The sequence below is a fragment of the Pseudomonas paracarnis genome (assembly GCF_904063055.1).
In the GTDB taxonomy this organism is placed as follows: domain Bacteria; phylum Pseudomonadota; class Gammaproteobacteria; order Pseudomonadales; family Pseudomonadaceae; genus Aquipseudomonas; species Aquipseudomonas paracarnis.
In genome coordinates this window covers 55665-74813 of record NZ_CAJFCN010000003.1, presented here as the reverse complement: position 1 = coordinate 74813, position 19149 = coordinate 55665, and the positions used below count along the sequence as shown (strand labels likewise).

Genomic DNA, 19149 nt, shown 5'->3' with positions numbered 1-19149 from the left:
GTGGGAGATTGTTTAGATATTACGAACAGTGATAGCACTTTTAGCGGGTTTATCTGCATTTTTTCAAGGGTAACAATGGGCCCCTCATCACCAGGAGCTTCCCTATGCACGCTCGACAACTCGGTAAAAACGGCCCACATGTGTCTGCCATTGGCCTTGGCTGCATGGGCATGACCGATTTCTACACGCCCGGCAGCGATACCACCGAAGCCACCGCAACCTTGCACCGCGCCCTGGAGCTGGGCGTCAATTTTCTAGATACCGCGGACATGTACGGCCCGCACACCAATGAGCAACTGATCGGCAAGGCTATTGCCGGCAAGCGCGACCAGGTGCTCCTGGCCAGTAAATTCGGGATTGTGCGCGACCCTGCCAACCCCATAGTGCGCGGGGTGAATGGCCGGCCCGACTATATCCGCAACGCCATCGACGGCACCTTGCAACGCCTGGGGGTGGATACGCTGGACCTGTACTACCAGCACCGTATCGACCCCGACGTGGCCATCGAAGAAACCGTGGGTGCCATGGCCGACCTGGTGAAACAGGGCAAGGTGCGCTATCTGGGCCTGAGCGAGGCGTCCGCCGCTACTCTGGAACGGGCGCATAAGGTCCATCCCATCAGCGCCCTGCAAAGTGAATATTCGCTATGGAGCCGCGACCAGCAAGACAATGGCTGCCTCGCGGCCTGCCAGCGCCTGGGCATCGCGTTTGTGCCGTACAGCCCACTGGGCCGAGGCTTTCTCACCGGCGCGTTGAAGAGCCCGGATGATTTCGGCGCCGATGATTACCGACGCTTCAGCCCGCGCTTTCAGGGTGAGAACTTTGCGAAAAACCTGCGGCTGGTAGAACAGGTCAAGACGCTGGCGGCAGACAAAGGTGTGACGGCCGGGCAACTGGCGCTGGCCTGGGTCTTGGCTCAAGGCGATTACATCATCCCGATTCCCGGCACCAAGCGGCGCACCTATCTGCAAGAGAATGTGGAGGCGCTGTCGATTTCTCTCAGCGCGGACGAACTGGCTGCGCTGGATGCGATCTTCCCTGCCGATGCAACCGCAGGCCTGCGTTACCCCAAGGACGTGCTGGCCATGCTGGATATCTAGTGCCTGCTGGGAGCCCTTGTCCGGGCCGTTCTCAGCGGGATTGACGAACGGCCTGCCGACGCCCGTGCAAAGCGCGGGCGTCAGACTATCCTCACAGCTCCTAGTGTAAAAACCGCCACACAGGAGGTGTGTCATGCACGCGACTGAGCATTCGGTCCGCTTGGAGCAGATCAGTCAGGAACGCTTCATCCACACGCCGATCGAGGCGGTTTATGACTATGTGACCCAGCCCGACCGCTGGCACGAGTGGCACCCCACTTCCCTTAGCGCCGACACCGGCAACACCGGCTCATTGCCGATCGGCACGCGCTTTACCGAAATCATCGACCTGCTGGGCATACGCGTCTCCATGAGTTACCGCGTACAAATCGCCCGCCGCCCCAGCGAGTTCAAAACCGTGTTCACCTCCCTGGCGGTTGATGGTTCCATTCATTACTACTTGCGCGCTCATCAGGGCGGCACGCTGTTCAAGCGGGTGCTGACTTATGAAACCGAACTGCAACTGGCGTCTTTGCACGAGCGCATGGTCGCGTTGTCGGCGATTGCGTTGGACCGGCTCAAGCAGCGACTGGAAAACCAGCGCTTCGTATAATTTAGAAACATTACAACGGCGTCACATTGCAAACATACCCGCAAAAGCAGGGAGAATGCCCGGCTTATCGCCGCGCCTTCAGTGAGACCCACGATGAAAACCCCATTGCGACTGGCCCTGCTCAGTGCCTTGTTCACCACTACCTTGGCCCAGGCCGCCGAGTTGATCCCCATCGACGTCCACCGCGACGCCAACTGCGGCTGCTGCAAAAAGTGGATCAGCCACTTGGAGAGCAACGGTTTCAAGGTCAACGACCACGTTGAAGCCAACATGAGCGCGGTGAAGCAGCGCCTGGGCGTCGCGCCACGGCTTGGCTCCTGCCACACCGCGGTCATCGACGGCAAATTCGTCGAAGGCCACGTACCCGCCGAGCAGGTCCTGGCCTTGCGCAAGCGCAACGACCTGCTGGGCCTTGCCGCACCGGGTATGCCCTTAGGCTCACCAGGGATGGAAGTGGACGGACGCAGCGAGGCCTATCAAATCATTGGCCTGACCCGAGACGGTAAAGATGTAGTGGTAGCGGACTACCCGGCTCACTGACCGGTGTTGATGGGTTACCTGGGGCTGTTCGTCGCGGCATTTGGCGCCGCGACGTTATTGCCCCTGCAATCGGAAGCCGTGTTGGTGGGCCTGCTGCTCAGCGGGCATTACAACCTATGGCTGCTGCTGGGCATCGCGACTTTGGGTAACGTGCTGGGCTCGCTGGTCAATTGGCTGCTGGGGCGCTCGGTGGAACGCTTCAAGGAACGGCGCTGGTTCCCGGTCAGCACCAGGCAGCTGGACAAGGCTCGCAGCCATTACGCGCGCTGGGGGCATTGGACGTTGTTGCTCAGCTGGGTGCCGATCATTGGTGACCCGCTGACGTTGGTGGCTGGGGTGATGCGTGAGCCGTTGTGGCGTTTTCTACTGCTGGTAACCCTGGCGAAAAGCCTGCGGTATGGCGTACTCGCAGCACTGACGTTGCAGTGGGCGTTAATCCCCCGTTAATCGCGAGCAAAGAGCATCCGGGCATCTGTCTCGGAGCCAAAACCCATGCCTTTTATCCGTACATTGTGCGTAGCCGGTTTGTTTTCGGTCAGCGCGGCGCCCGTGTTAGCTGACACCTACGGTCCTGAGTTGCAGGGCTTTGCATACCCCTACCCTTTGAATCATTTTGCCTTCCAATCCCAGGGCAAATCCCTGCAAATGGGCTACATGGACGTCCCCGCCACCGGTACTCCAAACGGTCGCAGCGTGGTGCTGATGCACGGCAAGAACTTCTGCGGCGCCACCTGGGAAGGTTCGATCAAGGCGCTGAGTGACGCCGGTTACCGCGTCATCGCCCCAGACCAGATCGGCTTTTGCACCTCCAGCAAGCCCGACCACTACCAGTACAGCTTCCAGCAACTGGCGACCAACACCCATCAACTGCTGGAAAAGCTCGGCATTCAAAAGGCCACGGTGATCGGCCATTCCACCGGCGGCATGCTCGCCACACGCTATGCGCTGATGTACCCCCAGCAAACCGAACAGTTGGGGCTGGTGAACCCCATTGGGCTGGAAGACTGGAAAGCCCTCGGCGTGCCTTACCAGAGCGTCGACCAGTGGTACCAGCGCGAGCTGAAACTGAGCGCCGACGGTGTACGCAACTATGAGCGAAACACCTATTACGTGGGGCGCTGGAAACCTGAATACGAGCGCTGGGTAGACATGCTCGCCGGCTTGAACAAAGGCCCGGGGCATCTTCAGGTTGCCTGGAACTCGGCGTTGATTTACGACATGATCTTCACCCAACCGGTGTACTACGAGTTCAAGGACTTGCAGGTGCCCACCCTGCTGCTGATCGGCACCAGCGACACCACCGCTATCGGCAAAGATGTGGCGCCGGCGGCGGTCAAGGCCAAAATTGGTCATTACGAGGTACTGGGCAAGCAGGTGGCCAAGCTGATTCCCCGCGCCACGTTGATGGAGTTCCCCGGCCTGGGCCATGCGCCCCAGATGGAAGAGCCGGAACAGTTTCATAAAGCCCTGTTGCAGGGGTTGAACGCCCTTTAATTCAACCTTTTCGAGGCCCGCGTGTATGTCGATACAGATCGCAGTATTGGATGACTGGCAAAACGTGGCCAGTGACGTGGTGGATTGGTCGACGCTGGGCAGCGTAGGCATGGTGCATTTTCTCCACGACTACCCCGCCGATACCGCCACCATGATCGAGCGCTTGAAAGGGTTCGAGGTGATTTGCCTGATGCGCGAACGCTCAACCTTTGACAAAGCCCTGCTGCAAGGGCTGCCCAAGCTCAAATTGCTGGTGACCGGCGGCATGCGCAATGCCGCCATCGACCTTCCCGCAGCCAAGGCTCTGGGCATCCAGGTGTGCGGCACCGACAGCTATAAACACGCCGCACCGGAACTGACCTGGGCCTTGATCATGGCCTCTACACGCAACCTGCTCGCCGAAGCCAACTCACTGCGTGCGGGCGGATGGCAGGTCGGTCTGGGCGGCGATCTGCATGGCAAGACCTTGGGCATTCTGGGGCTGGGCAGCATTGGCCAGAAAGTCGCAAGGTTCGCCCAGGTCTTTGGTATGCGGGTGATTGCCTGGAGTGAGAACCTCACGCCCGAGCGAGCGGCGGAATCAGGGGTGAGTTGGGTCAGCAAGCGCGAGCTGTTTGAGCAGGCGGATATTCTGACCATCCACCTGGTGCTCAGCGAGCGCAGCCGTGGCCTGGTGGATGCGCAAGCGTTGGGCTGGATGAAACCCACCGCGCGGCTGGTGAACACCGCACGCGGGCCGATTGTGGATGAGCAGGCGCTGGTGCAAGCGTTACGCAGCGGTCGTCTGGCCGGGGCGGCGCTGGATGTATATGCCCAGGAACCGCTGCCGGCTGACCATCCGTTTCGCCACTTGCCCAATCTACTGGCGACGCCACACGTGGGGTATGTGAGCGAGCAGAATTACCGGCAGTTCTATCAGCAGATGATCGAAGATATCCAAGCCTGGGCCAAGGGTGTGCCCATTCGCGGGCTCACCTGACGCACCACTTTAGTGCGTTATTTCACCCTGTCTTTTGGTAGGAGCGAGCTTGCTCGCGAAAAACGCCAACGATAACGCGGTCATTCTGGTTTTACTCGGCGGCCTTTGGTTTTTCGCGAGCAAGCTCGCTCCTACAGAGGCAGGGCGGTATATCGATAAAAGTTTTTTGTCCTACAAAATCGGCTTGAAAACCCAGCAGGCGCTGGGATCTGTCCTAGACTCATGACCGATGGGTCCGTTCCAAAACAAAAACCCCGCAAAAAATCTAAACTTTCGAAACCTGCCGCTGGTCAAGTTTTAGGTAAGGGCGAGCACGCGCGCTTTAGGCCGAATGCCCGCTCATCCAATCTTTTTAAGCCGACGTTGCAACTGGCATACGCCTTGCCAGCTTGTATAGCGCTTGTGTGCCTGGCCGCAGGATGCGGTCACTCGGAGCCGATGGCAGCGGGCCATTAGCCAACCAACAGATGGGAGTGCATTATGATCAGTGCCGCAGTAGATACTCAGGGAGAGCGTTTTAGTCAGCCGGCAGGAGGGCCAAAGTCTTTGGCCGACCTGCCCAACACTGTGCGGCCGGTCGTGAGTCAGAATCCGAATCGAAAGAAAGTCTTGTTTGTCACCTCCGAGTTCGCGGACCTGGTGAAAACCGGTGGCCTGGGCGACGTCTCCGCTGCCCTGCCCCGCGCCATGGCTCACCTGCATGATGTGCGAGTACTGATTCCGGGCTACCCGCAAGTGATGGAAAGCGACAACCCGATTCATATCGTCGGTGAACTAGGCGGCCACGCTGCGTTGCCACCGTGCAAGATCGGGCGCATGGACCTCAAGGACGGCCTGGTCATCTACGTGCTGATCTGCCCCGAACTGTATGAGCGTGAAGGCACGCCCTACGGCGCCAACAACGGTCGCGACTGGCCAGACAACCATATCCGCTTCGCCCGTCTGGGCCTGGCCGCCGCCGACATGGCCGCCAACCTCGCGCAAATCCACTGGTGCCCGGACCTGGTGCATGCCCATGACTGGCCTGCGGGCCTGGCTCCGGCGTACATGCACTGGCGTGGGTCACGCACGCCAACCCTGTTCACCATTCATAACCTGGCCTACCAGGGCGTGGTCAGCCTGGCCTCGACGCCAGAGCTGGGCATTCCGCCCCATGCCCTGCAACAAGAAGGCATGGAGTTCTACGGCAAGATGTCGTTTCTCAAGGCGGGCATGGCGTATTCCAGCCATATCACCACCGTGAGCGCCACCTACGCCCAGGAGATCACCACCCCGGAATTCGGTTGCGGCCTGGATGGATTCCTCGCCAGCAAGACCCAGCAAGGTCTGCTCAGCGGCATTCCCAACGGTATTGACGAAAGCTGGGAGACGTCCACCGACACGCATCTGATTCACAACTTCAATATCGGCGACTGGGAGGGCAAGGCTATCAACGCCGCCCATGTGCGCGAGTTGTTTGAGCTGCAGCCATCCACTGGCCCGCTGTTCGCTGTGGTCTCGCGCCTGGTCTACCAGAAAGGCCTGGACCTGACCGAAGCCGTCGCCAGTTTCATCGTCGAAAACGGCGGCCAGATTGCGATCATCGGCCGTGGCGAGCCGGAAGAAGAACAGGCCATGCGCGAATTGGCACTGCGCTTCCCGGGCCAGGTGGGGGTACGTATCGGCTTCAACGAGACCGATGCGCGCCGCATGTTCGCCGGCAGCGATTTCCTGCTGATGCCGTCACGCTATGAACCCTGCGGCCTGAGCCAGATGTATGCGCAGCGCTTCGGCTCGTTGCCGGTGGCGCGTAACACCGGCGGGCTGGCGGACACCATTGAGGATGGCGTCACCGGCTTCCTGTTCAATGAATCCACCGTGCAAAGCTACGAAGAGGCGCTGCGCCGCGCCTTCAAGGTGTTCGCCTTCCCCGGTCTGCTCAACGCCATGCGCAGCCGTGCCATGACCCAGCCGTTCAACTGGTGCCAGGCCGTGGAACCCTACGCCGAGCTCTATGAACGACTGGTGGCCAAGGCATTGGGAAAATCGAACAAGTAACGACTGGAACAACTAAGGGAGGTCTTCATAGATGCCGTCAAGGACTCTGGAAACCTGGCCCCACGGCGCAATCATGCTGGACGCGCACCGCACGCGCTTTGCGTTATGGGCGCCAGACGCATTTTATGTCAGCGTTGAATTGGAACAGGGTAAAACCATCGTCATGCTTCCCCAGACCGGTGGTTGGTTCGAAGTCGAAGTCGCGTGCCCTGCCGGCACGCTTTACCGCTTTAATATCGATGGCGAAAACACGGTGCCCGACCCCGCTTCCAGGGCCCAGGCGCTGGATGTGCATGGGTGGAGCCGAGTAGTCGACCCCCTCGCCTATGAATGGCGCCACAGCCAGTGGCAGGGTCGCCCGTGGCACACGGCGGTGATCTACGAACTCCACGTCGGCGCCATGGGCGGCTACGCTGCCGTCGAGAAACACCTGCCCCGCCTGGCCGAACTAGGCGTCACCGCAATTGAATTGATGCCTTTGGCGCAATTTCCCGGCGAACGCAATTGGGGCTATGACGGCGTGCTGCCCTATGCGCCCCACGCCACCTACGGCACTCCCGAGCAACTCAAGCAACTGATCGACAGTGCCCACGGCCACGGTTTGGCCGTGATCCTCGATGTGGTCTACAACCACTTCGGCCCCGACGGCAATTACCTGGGCCAGTACGCCCAGGGGTTCTTCCAGGAGGACGTGCACACCCCCTGGGGCGCTGGTATTGATTTCGAGCGCCGTGAAGTGCGGGATTTCTTCCTCGATAACGCCCTGATGTGGCTGCTCGAATACCGCTTCGACGGCCTGCGCCTGGATGCCGTGCACGCCATTGACAACCCCGGGTTTCTACAGGAACTGGCACAACGGGTACGCCAGCAGGTGGACGGCGGACGCCACGTGTGGCTGATGCTGGAAAACGAACTGAACCAGGCCAGCCTGTTGCAGCACGATTTCGACGCCCAATGGAATGACGACTTTCATAATGTGCTGCACGTACTGCTCACCGGTGAAACCGACGCTTACTACAGCGATTTTGCCGAGCAGCCCACCGCCAAGCTGGCGCGCTGCCTGGCCGAGGGGTTCATCTACCAGGGCGAAACGACACGCCATGGTCATGCACGGGGCGAACCCAGTGCGGAACTGCCCCCCAGCGCCTTCGTCGCATTCCTGCAGAACCACGACCAGGTTGGCAACCGCGCTCTGGGCGAACGCCTGCACCAGTTGTGTTCGCCCCAGGCCCTGAAAGCCGCGACCGCCCTGCTGCTGCTGTGCCCCATGATCCCGATGCTGTTCATGGGCGACGAAGTAAATGCCGCCGAGCCCTTCCTGTTTTTTACCGACCATCATGGCGAACTGGCCGAGGCGGTGCGTGAGGGGCGGCGCAATGAATTTGCCGACTTCGCGGCGTTTCACGACCCCGAGCAACGCCAGCGCATCCCCGACCCCAACGCGCTGCAAACCTTTTTACAGTCGGTGCCCTCCTTCGTCGAGAACGACCACACCCAGCTCTACCGTCACCTGCTGAGCCTGCGTCACACACACGTGGTGCCGCACTTGCCCGGCACGGTGGCCCTGGGCGCGCAGGTGCTGGCTGACCATGCCGTCACCGCGCGCTGGCGTCTGGGCAACGGCCGTGTGCTGCAGATCGACCTGAACCTGAGTGAACAGCCCCTGGATCATCCGGCACCCCACCCGATTATTTTCCAAACGCCTGCCCAGCAAGGTGCGCACTTACCGCCCTTGAGCGCACGCGTTTGCTTATCCCCTGTTGGAGACATTCTTTGAGCGAAGCGAACCTGGAAATTCTCGCCAGCCGCGCAGGCCTGGCCGTCGATTGGATCGATGCCAACGGTCGCCCGCAGCATGTAAAGCCTGACGCCCTGCGCGCTGTGCTCAAAGGCCTTGGGCACCCGGCCGACAGCGATGCCGAGATCGACGCCAGCCTGCAGCAACTTGAGCAGGCGCAGCAAGACACCCACCTGCCGCCGTTGATGACCACCGACAGTGGTGCGGGCCTGGACCTGGCGCGTTATTTCGCCCCCGATACCCCGTGTCGCGTCAGCCTGGAAATCGGCGAAACCCTGGAGCTGCGCCTGGATGGCGAGGCTGTGCTGCCCGGCGTGATCGCCCTGGGCTACCACCAGGTGCATATCGACGGGCAAACCTTCACCCTGGCCGTCGCTCCCAGCCACTGCTACAGCGTGGCCGACGCGGTCGACAGCCAACCCGCTCGCGCCTGGGGCCTCAGCGCCCAACTCTATGCCTTGCGCCGCCTCGGCGATGGCGGTTTTGGCGACACCCTGGCTCTGGAGCACCTGGTGCGTTCCGCCGCCGAGCGCGGCGCCGACGCGGTGGCGATCAGCCCGATGCACGCGATGTTCAGCGCCGACACCGAGCGTTTCAGCCCTTATTCACCCTCCAGCCGCCTGTTTCTCAACAGCCTGTATGCTTCGCCGGCGTGCATCCTCGGTGAACGTGAGGTGCGCAACGCCATCGAAGCTGCCGGGTTGGCTGACGAGTTGCATGCCCTGGAACAGCTCCCGCTGATCGACTGGCCGGCCGCCGCCAAGGCCAAGCAACGCCTGCTGCGCACACTGTATGAAGACTTCCGCCACGGCGCGCATCCCCAGCATGCCGACTTCCAAAGCTTCCGCCAGACCGGCGGCGAAGCCCTGGAAAACCACTGCCGCTTCGAAGCCATACAGGCCCAGCGTGCTGCCGCCGGTGAGGACCTGGACTGGCGCCAATGGCCCGAAGCCTGGCGCACGCCGCAAAGCCCGGCCCTGGCGCAGTTCGCCGAGGAAAACCGCGACGAAATCGGCTATTTCGCCTTCACCCAATGGCTGATCGCCCGTAGCCTTGAGCGCGCGCAACAAGCCGCCCGTGGCAGCGGCATGGGCATCGGCCTGATCGCCGACCTAGCGGTGGGTGCCGATGGCGGCGGTAGCCAGGCCTGGAGCCGTCAAGACGAACTGCTGGCCGACCTGACCGTGGGCGCGTCACCGGACATTCTCAACCGCGCAGGCCAAGGTTGGGGGATCTCTGCCTTTTCCCCAGAGGGCCTCAAGCGCAATGGCTTTCGCGCCTTTATCGAAATGCTGCGGGCCAACTTCGCCCATGCCGGCGGCTTGCGCATCGACCATGTGATGGGCCTGCAACGCCTGTGGGTGATCCCCCTGGGTGCATCACCCCGCGAAGGCGCCTATTTGTATTACCCGGTGGACGACCTGCTGCGTTTGCTCGCCTTGGAATCGCACCGCCACCAGGCCATCGTCCTCGGTGAAGACCTTGGCACCGTGCCTGAGGGCCTGCGCGAAAAGCTCAGCGCCCGCTCGATCCTGGGTATGCGTGTGCTGCTGTTCGAACAGAACCATGACGGCCAGTTCAAGCCCATCCTCGATTGGCCCGACAACGCCTTGGCCACCACCAGTACCCACGACTTGCCGACCCTCAATGGCTGGTGGCACAGCCGCGATATCGAATGGAATATCCAGCTGGGCCTGATCGATGCGCCCACCGTGGACCAATGGAGCGAACACCGCCTGCGCGAACGCCAGGCACTGCGCCAAGCCTTGAGCCAGGACCCGCAGAACTTCATCGATGAGATCCGCAACGACACCGACCATATGATCGACGCCAGCGTGCGCTACCTGGGCCATACCCGCGCGCCCCTGGTGTTGTTGCCCCTGGAAGATGCTTTGGGCATCGAGGAGCAAGCCAACCTGCCGGGCACCCTCGACACCCACCCCAATTGGCGCCGCCGCTTGCCCGGCGAAGCCGCCAGCCTGCTCGACAATGACAGCGCCGCGCGTCGCCTCGAACTGCTGGCCGTGGCGCGCAACCAAGCCTATGAGCGTGACCGATGAACGCACTGCCCCTGCGCGCCACCCAGCGCCTGCAATTTCATAAAGGTTTTACCCTCGATGACGCGGTGCCACTGGTGCCGTACTTTGCCCAACTGGGTATCAGCCACCTGTATGCTTCACCACTGTTAAGCGCCCGCGCAGGCTCCATGCACGGCTACGATGTGGTAGACCCGACCCGCGTCAACCCAGAGCTGGGTGGCGAAGCGGCGTTGCGTCGCCTGGTCGCCGCGCTGCGTGAGCACGACATGGGCTTGATCCTCGATATCGTCTCCAACCATATGGCCGTGGGCGGCGCGGATAACCCTTGGTGGCTCGACCTGCTGGAGTGGGGCCGCCTGAGCCCCTACAGCGAGTTTTTCGACATCCAGTGGCACTCCCCCGACCCGCTGCTCAAGGGCCAGTTGCTGATGCCCTTCCTCGGCAGCGATTACGGCGAAGCCTTGCAAAACGGCACGCTCCCGCTCAAGTTCGATGCCGCCCAGGGGAGTTTCTACGTCGAGCATTACGAGCACCGTTTTCCGATTTGCCCCAGGGACTACGGCCTGATCCTGGGCAACGATGAGTTACTCAAACCGCTGGCCGAACGTTTCGCCGCCCTCGCCTATCAGCACGACGCCTACGCCGAAGCCACCACGCTCAAACAAGCCTTGGCCGAACGCGCCAGCGAGCTGCTACCCGCTATTGAACAACGCCTGGCCGCATTCGACAGTCGCCAGCCCGAGGGCTTCGAGCGCCTGCATCACCTGCTGGAACAACAGACTTATCGCCTGGCCAGTTGGCGCACCGCCGCAGACGACATCAACTGGCGGCGCTTCTTCGACGTCAATGAATTGGGCGGCCTGCGGGTCGAACGCACGGCGGTGTTCGAAGCCACCCATGGCAAGATTTTCGAGCTGATCAGCGCTGGGCTGGTCGACGGGCTGCGCATCGACCATATCGACGGCCTGGCTGACCCGCGTGGCTATTGCCGCAAATTGCGTCGGCGTGTGGACGCGCTGTCACCCGAGCGCCACTTGCCGATCTTCGTCGAAAAGATCCTTGGCGAAGGCGAAACTTTGCGTGAAGACTGGCAGGTGGACGGCACTACCGGCTACGAGTTCATGAACCAGTTGTCCTTGCTGCAACACCATCCCGAAGGTTTTGCACCGCTGGCCGAGATGTGGACGCGTCACAGCGAACGGCCTTCAGCCTTCAGCGAAGAAGCGCGGCTGGCGCGCCAGCAGATCCTCAATGGTTCTTTGGGCGGCGACTTCGAAAGCGTGGCCCAGGCGCTGCTGCAAGTGGCCCGCGATGACGTGATGACCCGCGACCTGACCCTGGGCGCCATCCGCCGGGCCCTGCAGGAACTGATTGTGCATTTCCCGGTGTACCGCACCTATATCAGCGCCAAGGGCCGCAGTGCGGCCGACGACAAGGTGTTCCAGCAGGCCATGGAGGGTGCACGCAGTACCCTCAACGAAGGCGACTGGCCGGTGCTCGACCATCTGGAACAATGGTTGGGTGGTCAGCCCTGGCGCAATCGCCCGGTAGGCCGGGCGCGCAAGATGCTCAAGCATGCCTGCGTGCGCTTCCAGCAACTGACCTCGCCCGCCGCCGCCAAGGCTGTGGAAGACACCGCCTTCTATCGTTCGGCGGTGTTGTTGTCGCGCAACGATGTGGGTTTCAGTACCGAGCAATTCAGTGCGCCGTTGGCAGATTTCCATGCGGCCAATCAACAACGCCTGAAGACCTTCCCCGGCAACCTGCTGGCCACCGCCACCCACGACCACAAACGCGGCGAAGACACCCGTGCGCGCCTGGCGGTACTCAGCGAGTGCGCCTCCTGGTATGCCGAACAGGTCGAGCACTGGCGCCGCCTGGCCGAGCCTTTGCGCGAGAGCGCCGAGAGCCCCTCGGCGGGTGATGAACTGATTCTTTATCAGGTGCTGCTGGGCAGTTGGCCGCTGGAGCCCAACCCTGATCTGGAGGCGTACCAGCAACGCCTGTGGCAGTGGCAGCAAAAAGCCCTGCGCGAGGCCAAGTTGCAGAGCAGTTGGAGCGCGCCCAACGAGGCTTACGAACAGGCGGTGGAAGCGTTCCTCAAGCGCCTGCTGCTCAGTGAGGCCGGTGCGCCGCTGCGCAGTGCGTTGGACAGCGCTGCGCAGGCCATCGCCCCCGCCGGCGCCCTGAATGGGCTGGCGCAAACCTTGCTTCATCTGACCGTGCCGGGTGTGCCGGATATTTACCAGGGCGATGAGTTCTGGGACTTCAGCCTGGTCGACCCGGACAACCGGCGCCCGGTGGACTTCGCTGCGCGGCAACGTGCATTGCAGGCACCACCGGACATCGGCGAACTGTTGTTCAACTGGCGCGACGGGCGTATCAAACAGGCAGTGATCGCCCAGGTACTGGGCCTGCGTAAAGCCTGCCCCGAGCTGCTGCGCCATGGCAGCTATACACCGCTGGAAGTGCTGGGCCAGCACGCGGAACGGGTGGTTGCGTTCTACCGTGAACATCAGGGCAGGCAGTTGCTGGTGGTGGTGCCGCGCTGGTCTTATCCGCTGCTTGAAAACGGGATGTTTCCCCAGATCAATGCCCAGGTTTGGGGCGATACGCGGGTGAAATTACCGTTCGCCGCCCCTGCACAAAACTGGAAGGGACTTTTTCAAACGGGCGTAGTCACACCCAACAAGGAGCTGTTGATCAGCGCTGCCCTGGGGGATCTCCCGGTCAATGTCTTTATCAATCCTGATAATCAAGAAAGCTGAAAATTTTCTGTGAGGAGTTTGTGATGAGTAAAGAAGACAAACGCATTCGCGAACTGGCGCATCAGATCTGGGAGTCTGAAGGCAAGCCTGATGGCGCCCATGATCGCCACTGGGAGATGGCGCGCAAGCTGGCGGAAGCCGAGGCGCTGACGCCGAGCAAGCCTAAACCGGCCGCCAAGCCGAAAACCGCGCCCAAGGCTGCGGCAAAGCCCAAACCTGCTGCGCCTGCCGCCGCCAAACCTGCGGCGAAGAAACCCGCCGCCCCGAAGAAGCCCAAACCGCCCGCCCCATGATTTCCCGGGCCTGCAGCACGCATTACGCGCTGCAGGCCCTTTTCCGTCCAAGCCATGCGCTGAAGCACCGTCAGTACGGCGGCGTTCGGCCCGAAAAAAGACCCCTTGCAGGAGCAACTCGATGAGCAAACCCGACAACACCACAGCGACGCCGGTTCATGAGCCGTCGCGGATCCGTGAAGGTTTGCCCTTCCCCCTCGGCGCCACCTGGGATGGCCTGGGTGTGAATTTTGCGCTGTTTTCCGCCAACGCCACCAAGGTGGAGCTGTGCCTGTTTGACGATACCGGCGAGGTTGAGCTGGAACGCATCGAACTGCCCGAATACACCGATGAAATCTTTCATGGCTACCTGCCCGATGCTCACCCCGGGCTGATTTACGGTTATCGCGTATACGGCCCCTATGACCCGGCCAATGGTCATCGCTTCAACCACAACAAGCTGTTGATCGACCCCTACGCCAAGCAACTGGTGGGCGAACTCAAATGGTCCGAAGCGCTGTTTGGCTACACCATCGGCCACCCGGACGACGACCTCAGTTTCGATGAACGCGACAGTGCGCCCTTCGTGCCCAAGTGCAAGGTCATCGACCCGGCGCACACCTGGGGCAACGACCAACCGGTACGAGTGCCGTGGGACCGCACGATCATCTACGAAACCCACCTGCGCGGCATCAGCATGCGTCATCCTTCGGTCGGCGAGTCGGTGCGGGGGACCTGCGCCGGTTTGATGGAAGATGACGTGCTCAAGCATATCCGTCAGTTGGGCATTTCCTCGGTCGAGCTGTTGCCCGTGCACGCCTTCGTCAACGACCAGCATCTGCTGGAAAAAGGCATGACCAACTATTGGGGCTATAACAGCATTGCGTTCTTCGCCCCTGACCCGCGCTACCTGGCCAGCGGCAAGATCGCCGAGTTCAAGGAGATGGTCGCGCACCTGCATGAGCAGAAGCTGGAAGTGATTCTGGACGTGGTTTACAACCACACCGCCGAAGGCAACGAGCGCGGCCCGACCCTGTCGATGCGCGGCATCGACAACGCCTCCTACTACCGGCTGATGCCCGACGACAAGCGTTTCTACATCAACGATTCCGGCACCGGCAATACCCTGGATCTGAGCCACCCGTGCGTGCTGCAAATGGTCACCGACTCCCTGCGCTACTGGGCCACCGAGATGCACGTGGACGGCTTCCGCTTCGACCTGGCGACCATCCTCGGTCGCTACCGCGACGGGTTCGATGAGCGCCACAGTTTCCTCGTGGCTTGCCGCCAGGACCCGGTGCTGCGCCAGTTGAAACTCATCGCCGAACCCTGGGACTGCGGCCCCGGTGGCTACCAGGTGGGCAACTTCCCACCAGGCTGGGTGGAATGGAACGACCGCTTCCGCGACACCGTGCGTGCGTTCTGGAAAGGCGACGATGGCCAACTCGCCGATTTCGCCGGGCGCATGACCGCCTCGGGCGAGATGTTCAACCACCGCGGGCGCAGGCCGTACAGCTCGGTGAACTTCATCACCGCCCACGACGGCTTCACCCTGCACGACCTGGTGTCGTACAACGACAAACACAATGAGGCCAACGACGAGAACAACCAGGACGGCAGCAATAACAACCTGTCCTGGAACCACGGTGTCGAAGGCCCTACCGACGACCCGGAGATCAACGCGCTGCGCCTGCGCCAGATGCGCAACTTCTTCGCCACTTTGCTGCTCGCCCAAGGCACGCCAATGATCGTCGCCGGGGACGAGTTCGCTCGCACTCAACACGGCAACAACAATGCCTATTGCCAGGACAGCGAGATCGGCTGGGTCAACTGGGACCTGGACGATGACGGCAAGGCCCTGCTCAAGTTCGTCAAGCGCCTGATCAAGCTGCGCCTGGCGTACCCGATCCTGCGGCGCGGGCGTTTCCTGGTGGGCGACTACAACGAAGACATCGGCGTGAAGGACGTCACCTGGCTCGCGCCGGATGGCAACGAAATGACCACCGAGCAATGGGAAGACAGCCAGGGCCGCTGCCTGGGCATGCTGATGGATGGCCGCGCCCAGGAAACCGGGATTCGTCGTGCCGGGGCCGACGCCACGCTGCTGCTGGTGGTCAACGCCCATCACGATCAGGTCAATTTCCGCCTGCCGCCGGTGCCGGAGGGCGAGTTCTGGACATGCCTGCTCGACACCAACGACCCGGCTGTGCGTGGCCAGGAACGCTTTGATTTCGAGCATGAGTACGCGGTCACCGCTCGCTCGCTGCTGCTGTTTGAACTGCAGCACGAAGGCGAGGTGTGAGATGGCGTTGCACGGTTTCCTTCAGGGCTACCGGGGCTACGCCGACACGCAAGCCCTGGGGAATGCGCTGAGGGCCCTTCAAGAGGAAGGCCTTGATCAACTGCCGCTGCCGGGCAGCGGCCATACCCTCGCCCGCCTGAGCCAATTGGCCCAGGTGGCCGGGCATGACCTGCGCCTGTGCAAGTTGTTCGAAGGCCATACCGATGCGCTGGCGATCATTGCCGAACTCGACAGTCCCTTGCCGCCGCTGGGCAGCACCTGGGGCATGTGGGCGGCCGAGCCGCCGACCGCCAAGGTGCGCGTGCGTCGCGACGGGCAGCAATTGCTCGTCGAGGGGCGCAAAGCCTGGTGTTCCGGTGCGGCGGTGCTCAGCCATGGCTTGTTGACGGCCTGGGACGAAGAGGACCGCCAGCAATTGGTGGCCGTGGCGATGGATCAGCCGGGCATCACGGTGACGAATGAGGGTTGGAAGGCGGTGGGCATGGCGGCGACCGGTAGCGTCGACATCCTGTTCAGCGCCGCCAGGGGAATTGCCGTGGGCGGCCCGGGGGACTATCTGTCCCGTCCGGGCTTCTGGCACGGTGGGATCGGCATTGCCGCATGCTGGTACGGCGCGGCGCAACGCCTGGGTGAAGTGCTGCGCGCCCAGTGCGCCACACGTGCAGAGCCCCATGCGCTGGCCCACCTCGGCGCGGTCGACAGCGCCCTGAACAGCGCCGCCTGCGTGTTGCGCGCCAGCGCCGCGCAGATCGACCGCGAGCCACGCGCCGATGCGCGGCAACTGGCGCAACAGACGCGTGCGTGTATCGAGGACACCGTCGAGCAAGTGATCCAGCATGTGGGCCGTGGGGTCGGCGCCGGGCCGTATTGCAAGGACCCGCACTTTGCCCAGTTGATGGCGGATTTGCCGGTGTATGTGCGGCAAAGCCATGCCGAACGCGACTTGGCCGCCCTCGGCGAACAGGTCGCCGGCGAGCCCACAGGGAGATGGGCGCTATGAAGCCCAATCCGATTGTTGGCCAGGGCACACCGCTGAGCCACTGGCAAAACAGCGCACGATTGGCCGAGTTGCCGCACATCAGTGTGGCGCAGTTGGTGCCGCCAGGGCATCGAGCGGTGATCGTCGCCCCGCACCCGGATGATGAAGTGCTGGGCAGCGGCGGCTTGCTGCAAGGGTTGGCTGCGCTGGATCGCCCTATCCAGCTGATCTCCGTCACCGATGGCAGCGCCAGCCACCCGGGCTCCCGGCGCTGGCCGGTGGAGCGTCTGAGTGTGGTGCGTCCGCAGGAATCGGCCCAGGCCTTGCACCGCCTTGGCTTGCCGCTGCACAGTTTGAAATGGCTGCGCGGCGGGTTTGCCGACAGCCATGTGGCCGAGCGCGAAGCCCAGCTTTGCGAGTTTATCCAGCGCCACCTCAAGCCCAACGACGTGGTGTTCGCCACGTGGTGCGAGGACGGGCATTGCGACCATGAGGCCGTGGGCCGCGCCAGTGCCAAGGCAACCAAGGCCGTCGGCGCAGTGTTGTGTGAGCTACCGGTGTGGACCTGGCACTGGGCCACCGCCGAAGACCACAAGGTGCCCTGGCATCGGGCGCGCAAGATCCCGCTGACCGCCGAGCAAGTGGCGCGCAAACGCCATGCGATCCACGCCTTTGCCAGCCAATTGGAGGGCGACCCGCAAATCGGCCTGCCACCGGTGCTGGCGCCCTATGTGGTGGAGCGCTTGCTGCAACCTTTTGAGATGGTATTCGTATGAGTGTGGCAACCCCCTACTTCGACCAGTTGTTTGCCGGCAATGACGACCCTTGGGCTTTTCGTCAGCGCTGGTACGAACAACGCAAGCGCGCCCTGACCTTGGCCGTGCTGACGCGGCTGCGCTATGCGTCGATATTCGAGCCGGGTTGTGCCAACGGCGAACTGAGTGCCGAGCTGGCGCCGCGTTGCGACCGCCTGCTGTGTTGCGACACCGCCACCGCTGCGGTGCGTCTGGCACAGGCGCGGCTGGAGCATTTTCCTCATGCCCGCGTGGAGCAGCGTCGCCTGCCAGAACAATGGCCCGGCGGGCAATTCGAACTGATCGTATTGAGTGAGCTTTGTTATTACCTTGATGTCGATGATTTTAATCGTCTGATCGATTGCGCCCTCGCCGCCTTGACCGCTGACGGGCAAATTCTGGCCTGTCATTGGCGAGTGCCCATTGACGGTTGCCCGCAAACCGCCGAACAGGTGCACGCCGTGCTCCAACAGCGTCTGGGTGTAGCACCGTTGGTGCAGTACCAGGACCCGGATTTCCTGCTCAACCTGTGGAGCCTCGATGGCACCTCGGTCGCTCGCCACGAGGGTTTACGATGATCGGTATTCTGATCCCGGCACATAACGAAGAAGCCCTATTGGATGATTGCCTGAGAGCTGCGCGGATCGCCGCCAACCACCCGGGCTTGCTGGGTGAAGCGGTACAGATTCTGGTAGTACTCGACAGTTGCAGCGATGCCAGCGCGGCCATTGCCCAGGCCCACGAGGTGCATTGCCTGCACGTGCAGGCCCGCAACGTCGGGCACGCCCGCGGCGTGGGTGCAGGGTACTTGCTGGAGCAAGGCGCGCGGTGGATTTCCTGCACCGACGCCGACAGCCGTGTCGCCCCTGACTGGTTGGTGGCCCAACTGGCCCAAGGTTGCGACGCGGTGTGCGGCACAGTCACCGTGGACGCCTGGAGCGAAGGCTTCGACCCGGCCGCGCAGATTCGCTATCAGCAGGCCTACCAGGCCCGCGACGGGCATCGGCATATCCACGGTGCCAACCTGGGCGTGAGTGCCCGCGCCTACGTAGAGGCCGGTGGGTTTGAACCGCTGGAATGCCACGAGGATGTACAACTGGTACGTGAATTGGAGCGTTGCGGTGCCTCCATTGCCTGGAGCCATGCACCGCAAGTGGTGACCAGTGCGCGACTGGATTGCCGGGCTGAGGGTGGGTTCGGTGATTACTTGAAGAGCTTGATGCGGGCTGGGTAAAAACAAAATCGCAGGCAAGCCAGCTCCCACAGGGACCCATGCCAGGCGCAGATTTTGTGGGCAACATAGACCCTCTGTGGGAGCTGGCTTGCCTGCGATGACGTCAGCCCAGCAAACATCGCATCAAAGTTGTGCAGATACCCATGCCTGTCTATGCTCCTAACGCCTCGCACAGCATTCCAGTATTGGCATGCCACGCACTCACCTCAGCGGAGCCTGCG

At 62.2% G+C, this 19149-nt stretch carries 16 protein-coding genes; all 16 read left to right on the top strand.

The features are described from left to right. Nucleotides 1-104 precede the first annotated feature (104 nt). The 16 genes from JMV15_RS07650 (at nt 105) to JMV15_RS07575 (ending at nt 18928) form a co-directional block, all read left to right on the top strand. Nucleotides 105-1100 carry an aldo/keto reductase gene (locus JMV15_RS07650; RefSeq protein WP_038450275.1) on the top strand — a complete coding sequence of 332 codons (996 nt, stop codon included), beginning with the start codon at nt 105-107 and terminating at the stop codon, nt 1098-1100. A gap of 133 nt (nt 1101-1233) precedes the next feature. Beyond that, nucleotides 1234-1692 carry an SRPBCC family protein gene (locus JMV15_RS07645; protein WP_038450277.1) on the top strand — a complete coding sequence of 153 codons (459 nt, stop codon included), beginning with the start codon at nt 1234-1236 and terminating at the stop codon, nt 1690-1692. Between the two features lie 93 nt (nt 1693-1785). Beyond that, nucleotides 1786-2232, top strand: a complete 447-nt coding sequence (locus tag JMV15_RS07640) for a DUF411 domain-containing protein (RefSeq protein ID WP_014718602.1) — start codon at nt 1786-1788, stop codon at nt 2230-2232. 3 nt (nt 2233-2235) lie between these two features. Beyond that, on the top strand, nt 2236-2679 hold the full coding sequence (locus JMV15_RS07635) for a YqaA family protein (protein ID WP_032872364.1): 444 nt from the start codon (nt 2236-2238) through the stop codon (nt 2677-2679). 45 nt (nt 2680-2724) lie between these two features. Then, entirely contained in the window at nt 2725-3726 is a 1002-nt protein-coding gene (locus JMV15_RS07630) for an alpha/beta fold hydrolase (RefSeq protein ID WP_038450279.1), read from the top strand. 25 nt (nt 3727-3751) lie between these two features. Then, nucleotides 3752-4705, top strand: coding sequence for a D-2-hydroxyacid dehydrogenase family protein (locus tag JMV15_RS07625; RefSeq protein WP_038450281.1), 954 nt, complete (start codon nt 3752-3754; stop codon nt 4703-4705). 480 nt (nt 4706-5185) lie between these two features. Beyond that, entirely contained in the window at nt 5186-6742 is a 1557-nt protein-coding gene (gene glgA / locus JMV15_RS07620; protein ID WP_072434630.1) for a glycogen synthase GlgA, read from the top strand. Nucleotides 6743-6773: 31 nt separating this feature from the next. Then, nucleotides 6774-8519 carry a malto-oligosyltrehalose trehalohydrolase gene (treZ, locus tag JMV15_RS07615; RefSeq protein WP_014718607.1) on the top strand — a complete coding sequence of 582 codons (1746 nt, stop codon included), beginning with the start codon at nt 6774-6776 and terminating at the stop codon, nt 8517-8519. Further along, entirely contained in the window at nt 8516-10600 is a 2085-nt protein-coding gene (gene malQ, locus JMV15_RS07610) for a 4-alpha-glucanotransferase (RefSeq protein ID WP_201491328.1), read from the top strand. The genes treZ and malQ overlap by 4 nt, the downstream gene beginning before the upstream one ends. Then, nucleotides 10597-13347, top strand: coding sequence for a malto-oligosyltrehalose synthase (locus JMV15_RS07605; RefSeq protein ID WP_038450286.1), 2751 nt, complete (start codon nt 10597-10599; stop codon nt 13345-13347). Before malQ ends, JMV15_RS07605 begins: the two co-directional genes overlap by 4 nt. 23 nt (nt 13348-13370) lie before the next feature. Further along, on the top strand, nt 13371-13640 hold the full coding sequence (locus JMV15_RS07600; RefSeq protein ID WP_003191595.1) for a DUF2934 domain-containing protein: 270 nt from the start codon (nt 13371-13373) through the stop codon (nt 13638-13640). Nucleotides 13641-13761: 121 nt separating this feature from the next. Continuing rightward, on the top strand, nt 13762-15921 hold the full coding sequence (gene glgX, locus JMV15_RS07595; protein ID WP_014718610.1) for a glycogen debranching protein GlgX: 2160 nt from the start codon (nt 13762-13764) through the stop codon (nt 15919-15921). 1 nt (nt 15922) lies between these two features. After that, nucleotides 15923-16921, top strand: coding sequence for an acyl-CoA dehydrogenase family protein (locus JMV15_RS07590; RefSeq protein ID WP_069868534.1), 999 nt, complete (start codon nt 15923-15925; stop codon nt 16919-16921). Next, on the top strand, nt 16918-17676 hold the full coding sequence (locus JMV15_RS07585; protein ID WP_038450289.1) for a PIG-L deacetylase family protein: 759 nt from the start codon (nt 16918-16920) through the stop codon (nt 17674-17676). The genes JMV15_RS07590 and JMV15_RS07585 overlap by 4 nt, the downstream gene beginning before the upstream one ends. Beyond that, nucleotides 17673-18272, top strand: coding sequence for an SAM-dependent methyltransferase (locus tag JMV15_RS07580; RefSeq protein WP_014718613.1), 600 nt, complete (start codon nt 17673-17675; stop codon nt 18270-18272). The genes JMV15_RS07585 and JMV15_RS07580 overlap by 4 nt, the downstream gene beginning before the upstream one ends. Next, nucleotides 18269-18928, top strand: a complete 660-nt coding sequence (locus JMV15_RS07575) for a glycosyltransferase (RefSeq protein WP_020302308.1) — start codon at nt 18269-18271, stop codon at nt 18926-18928. Before JMV15_RS07580 ends, JMV15_RS07575 begins: the two co-directional genes overlap by 4 nt. The last annotated feature ends 221 nt before the right edge of the window (nt 18929-19149 follow it).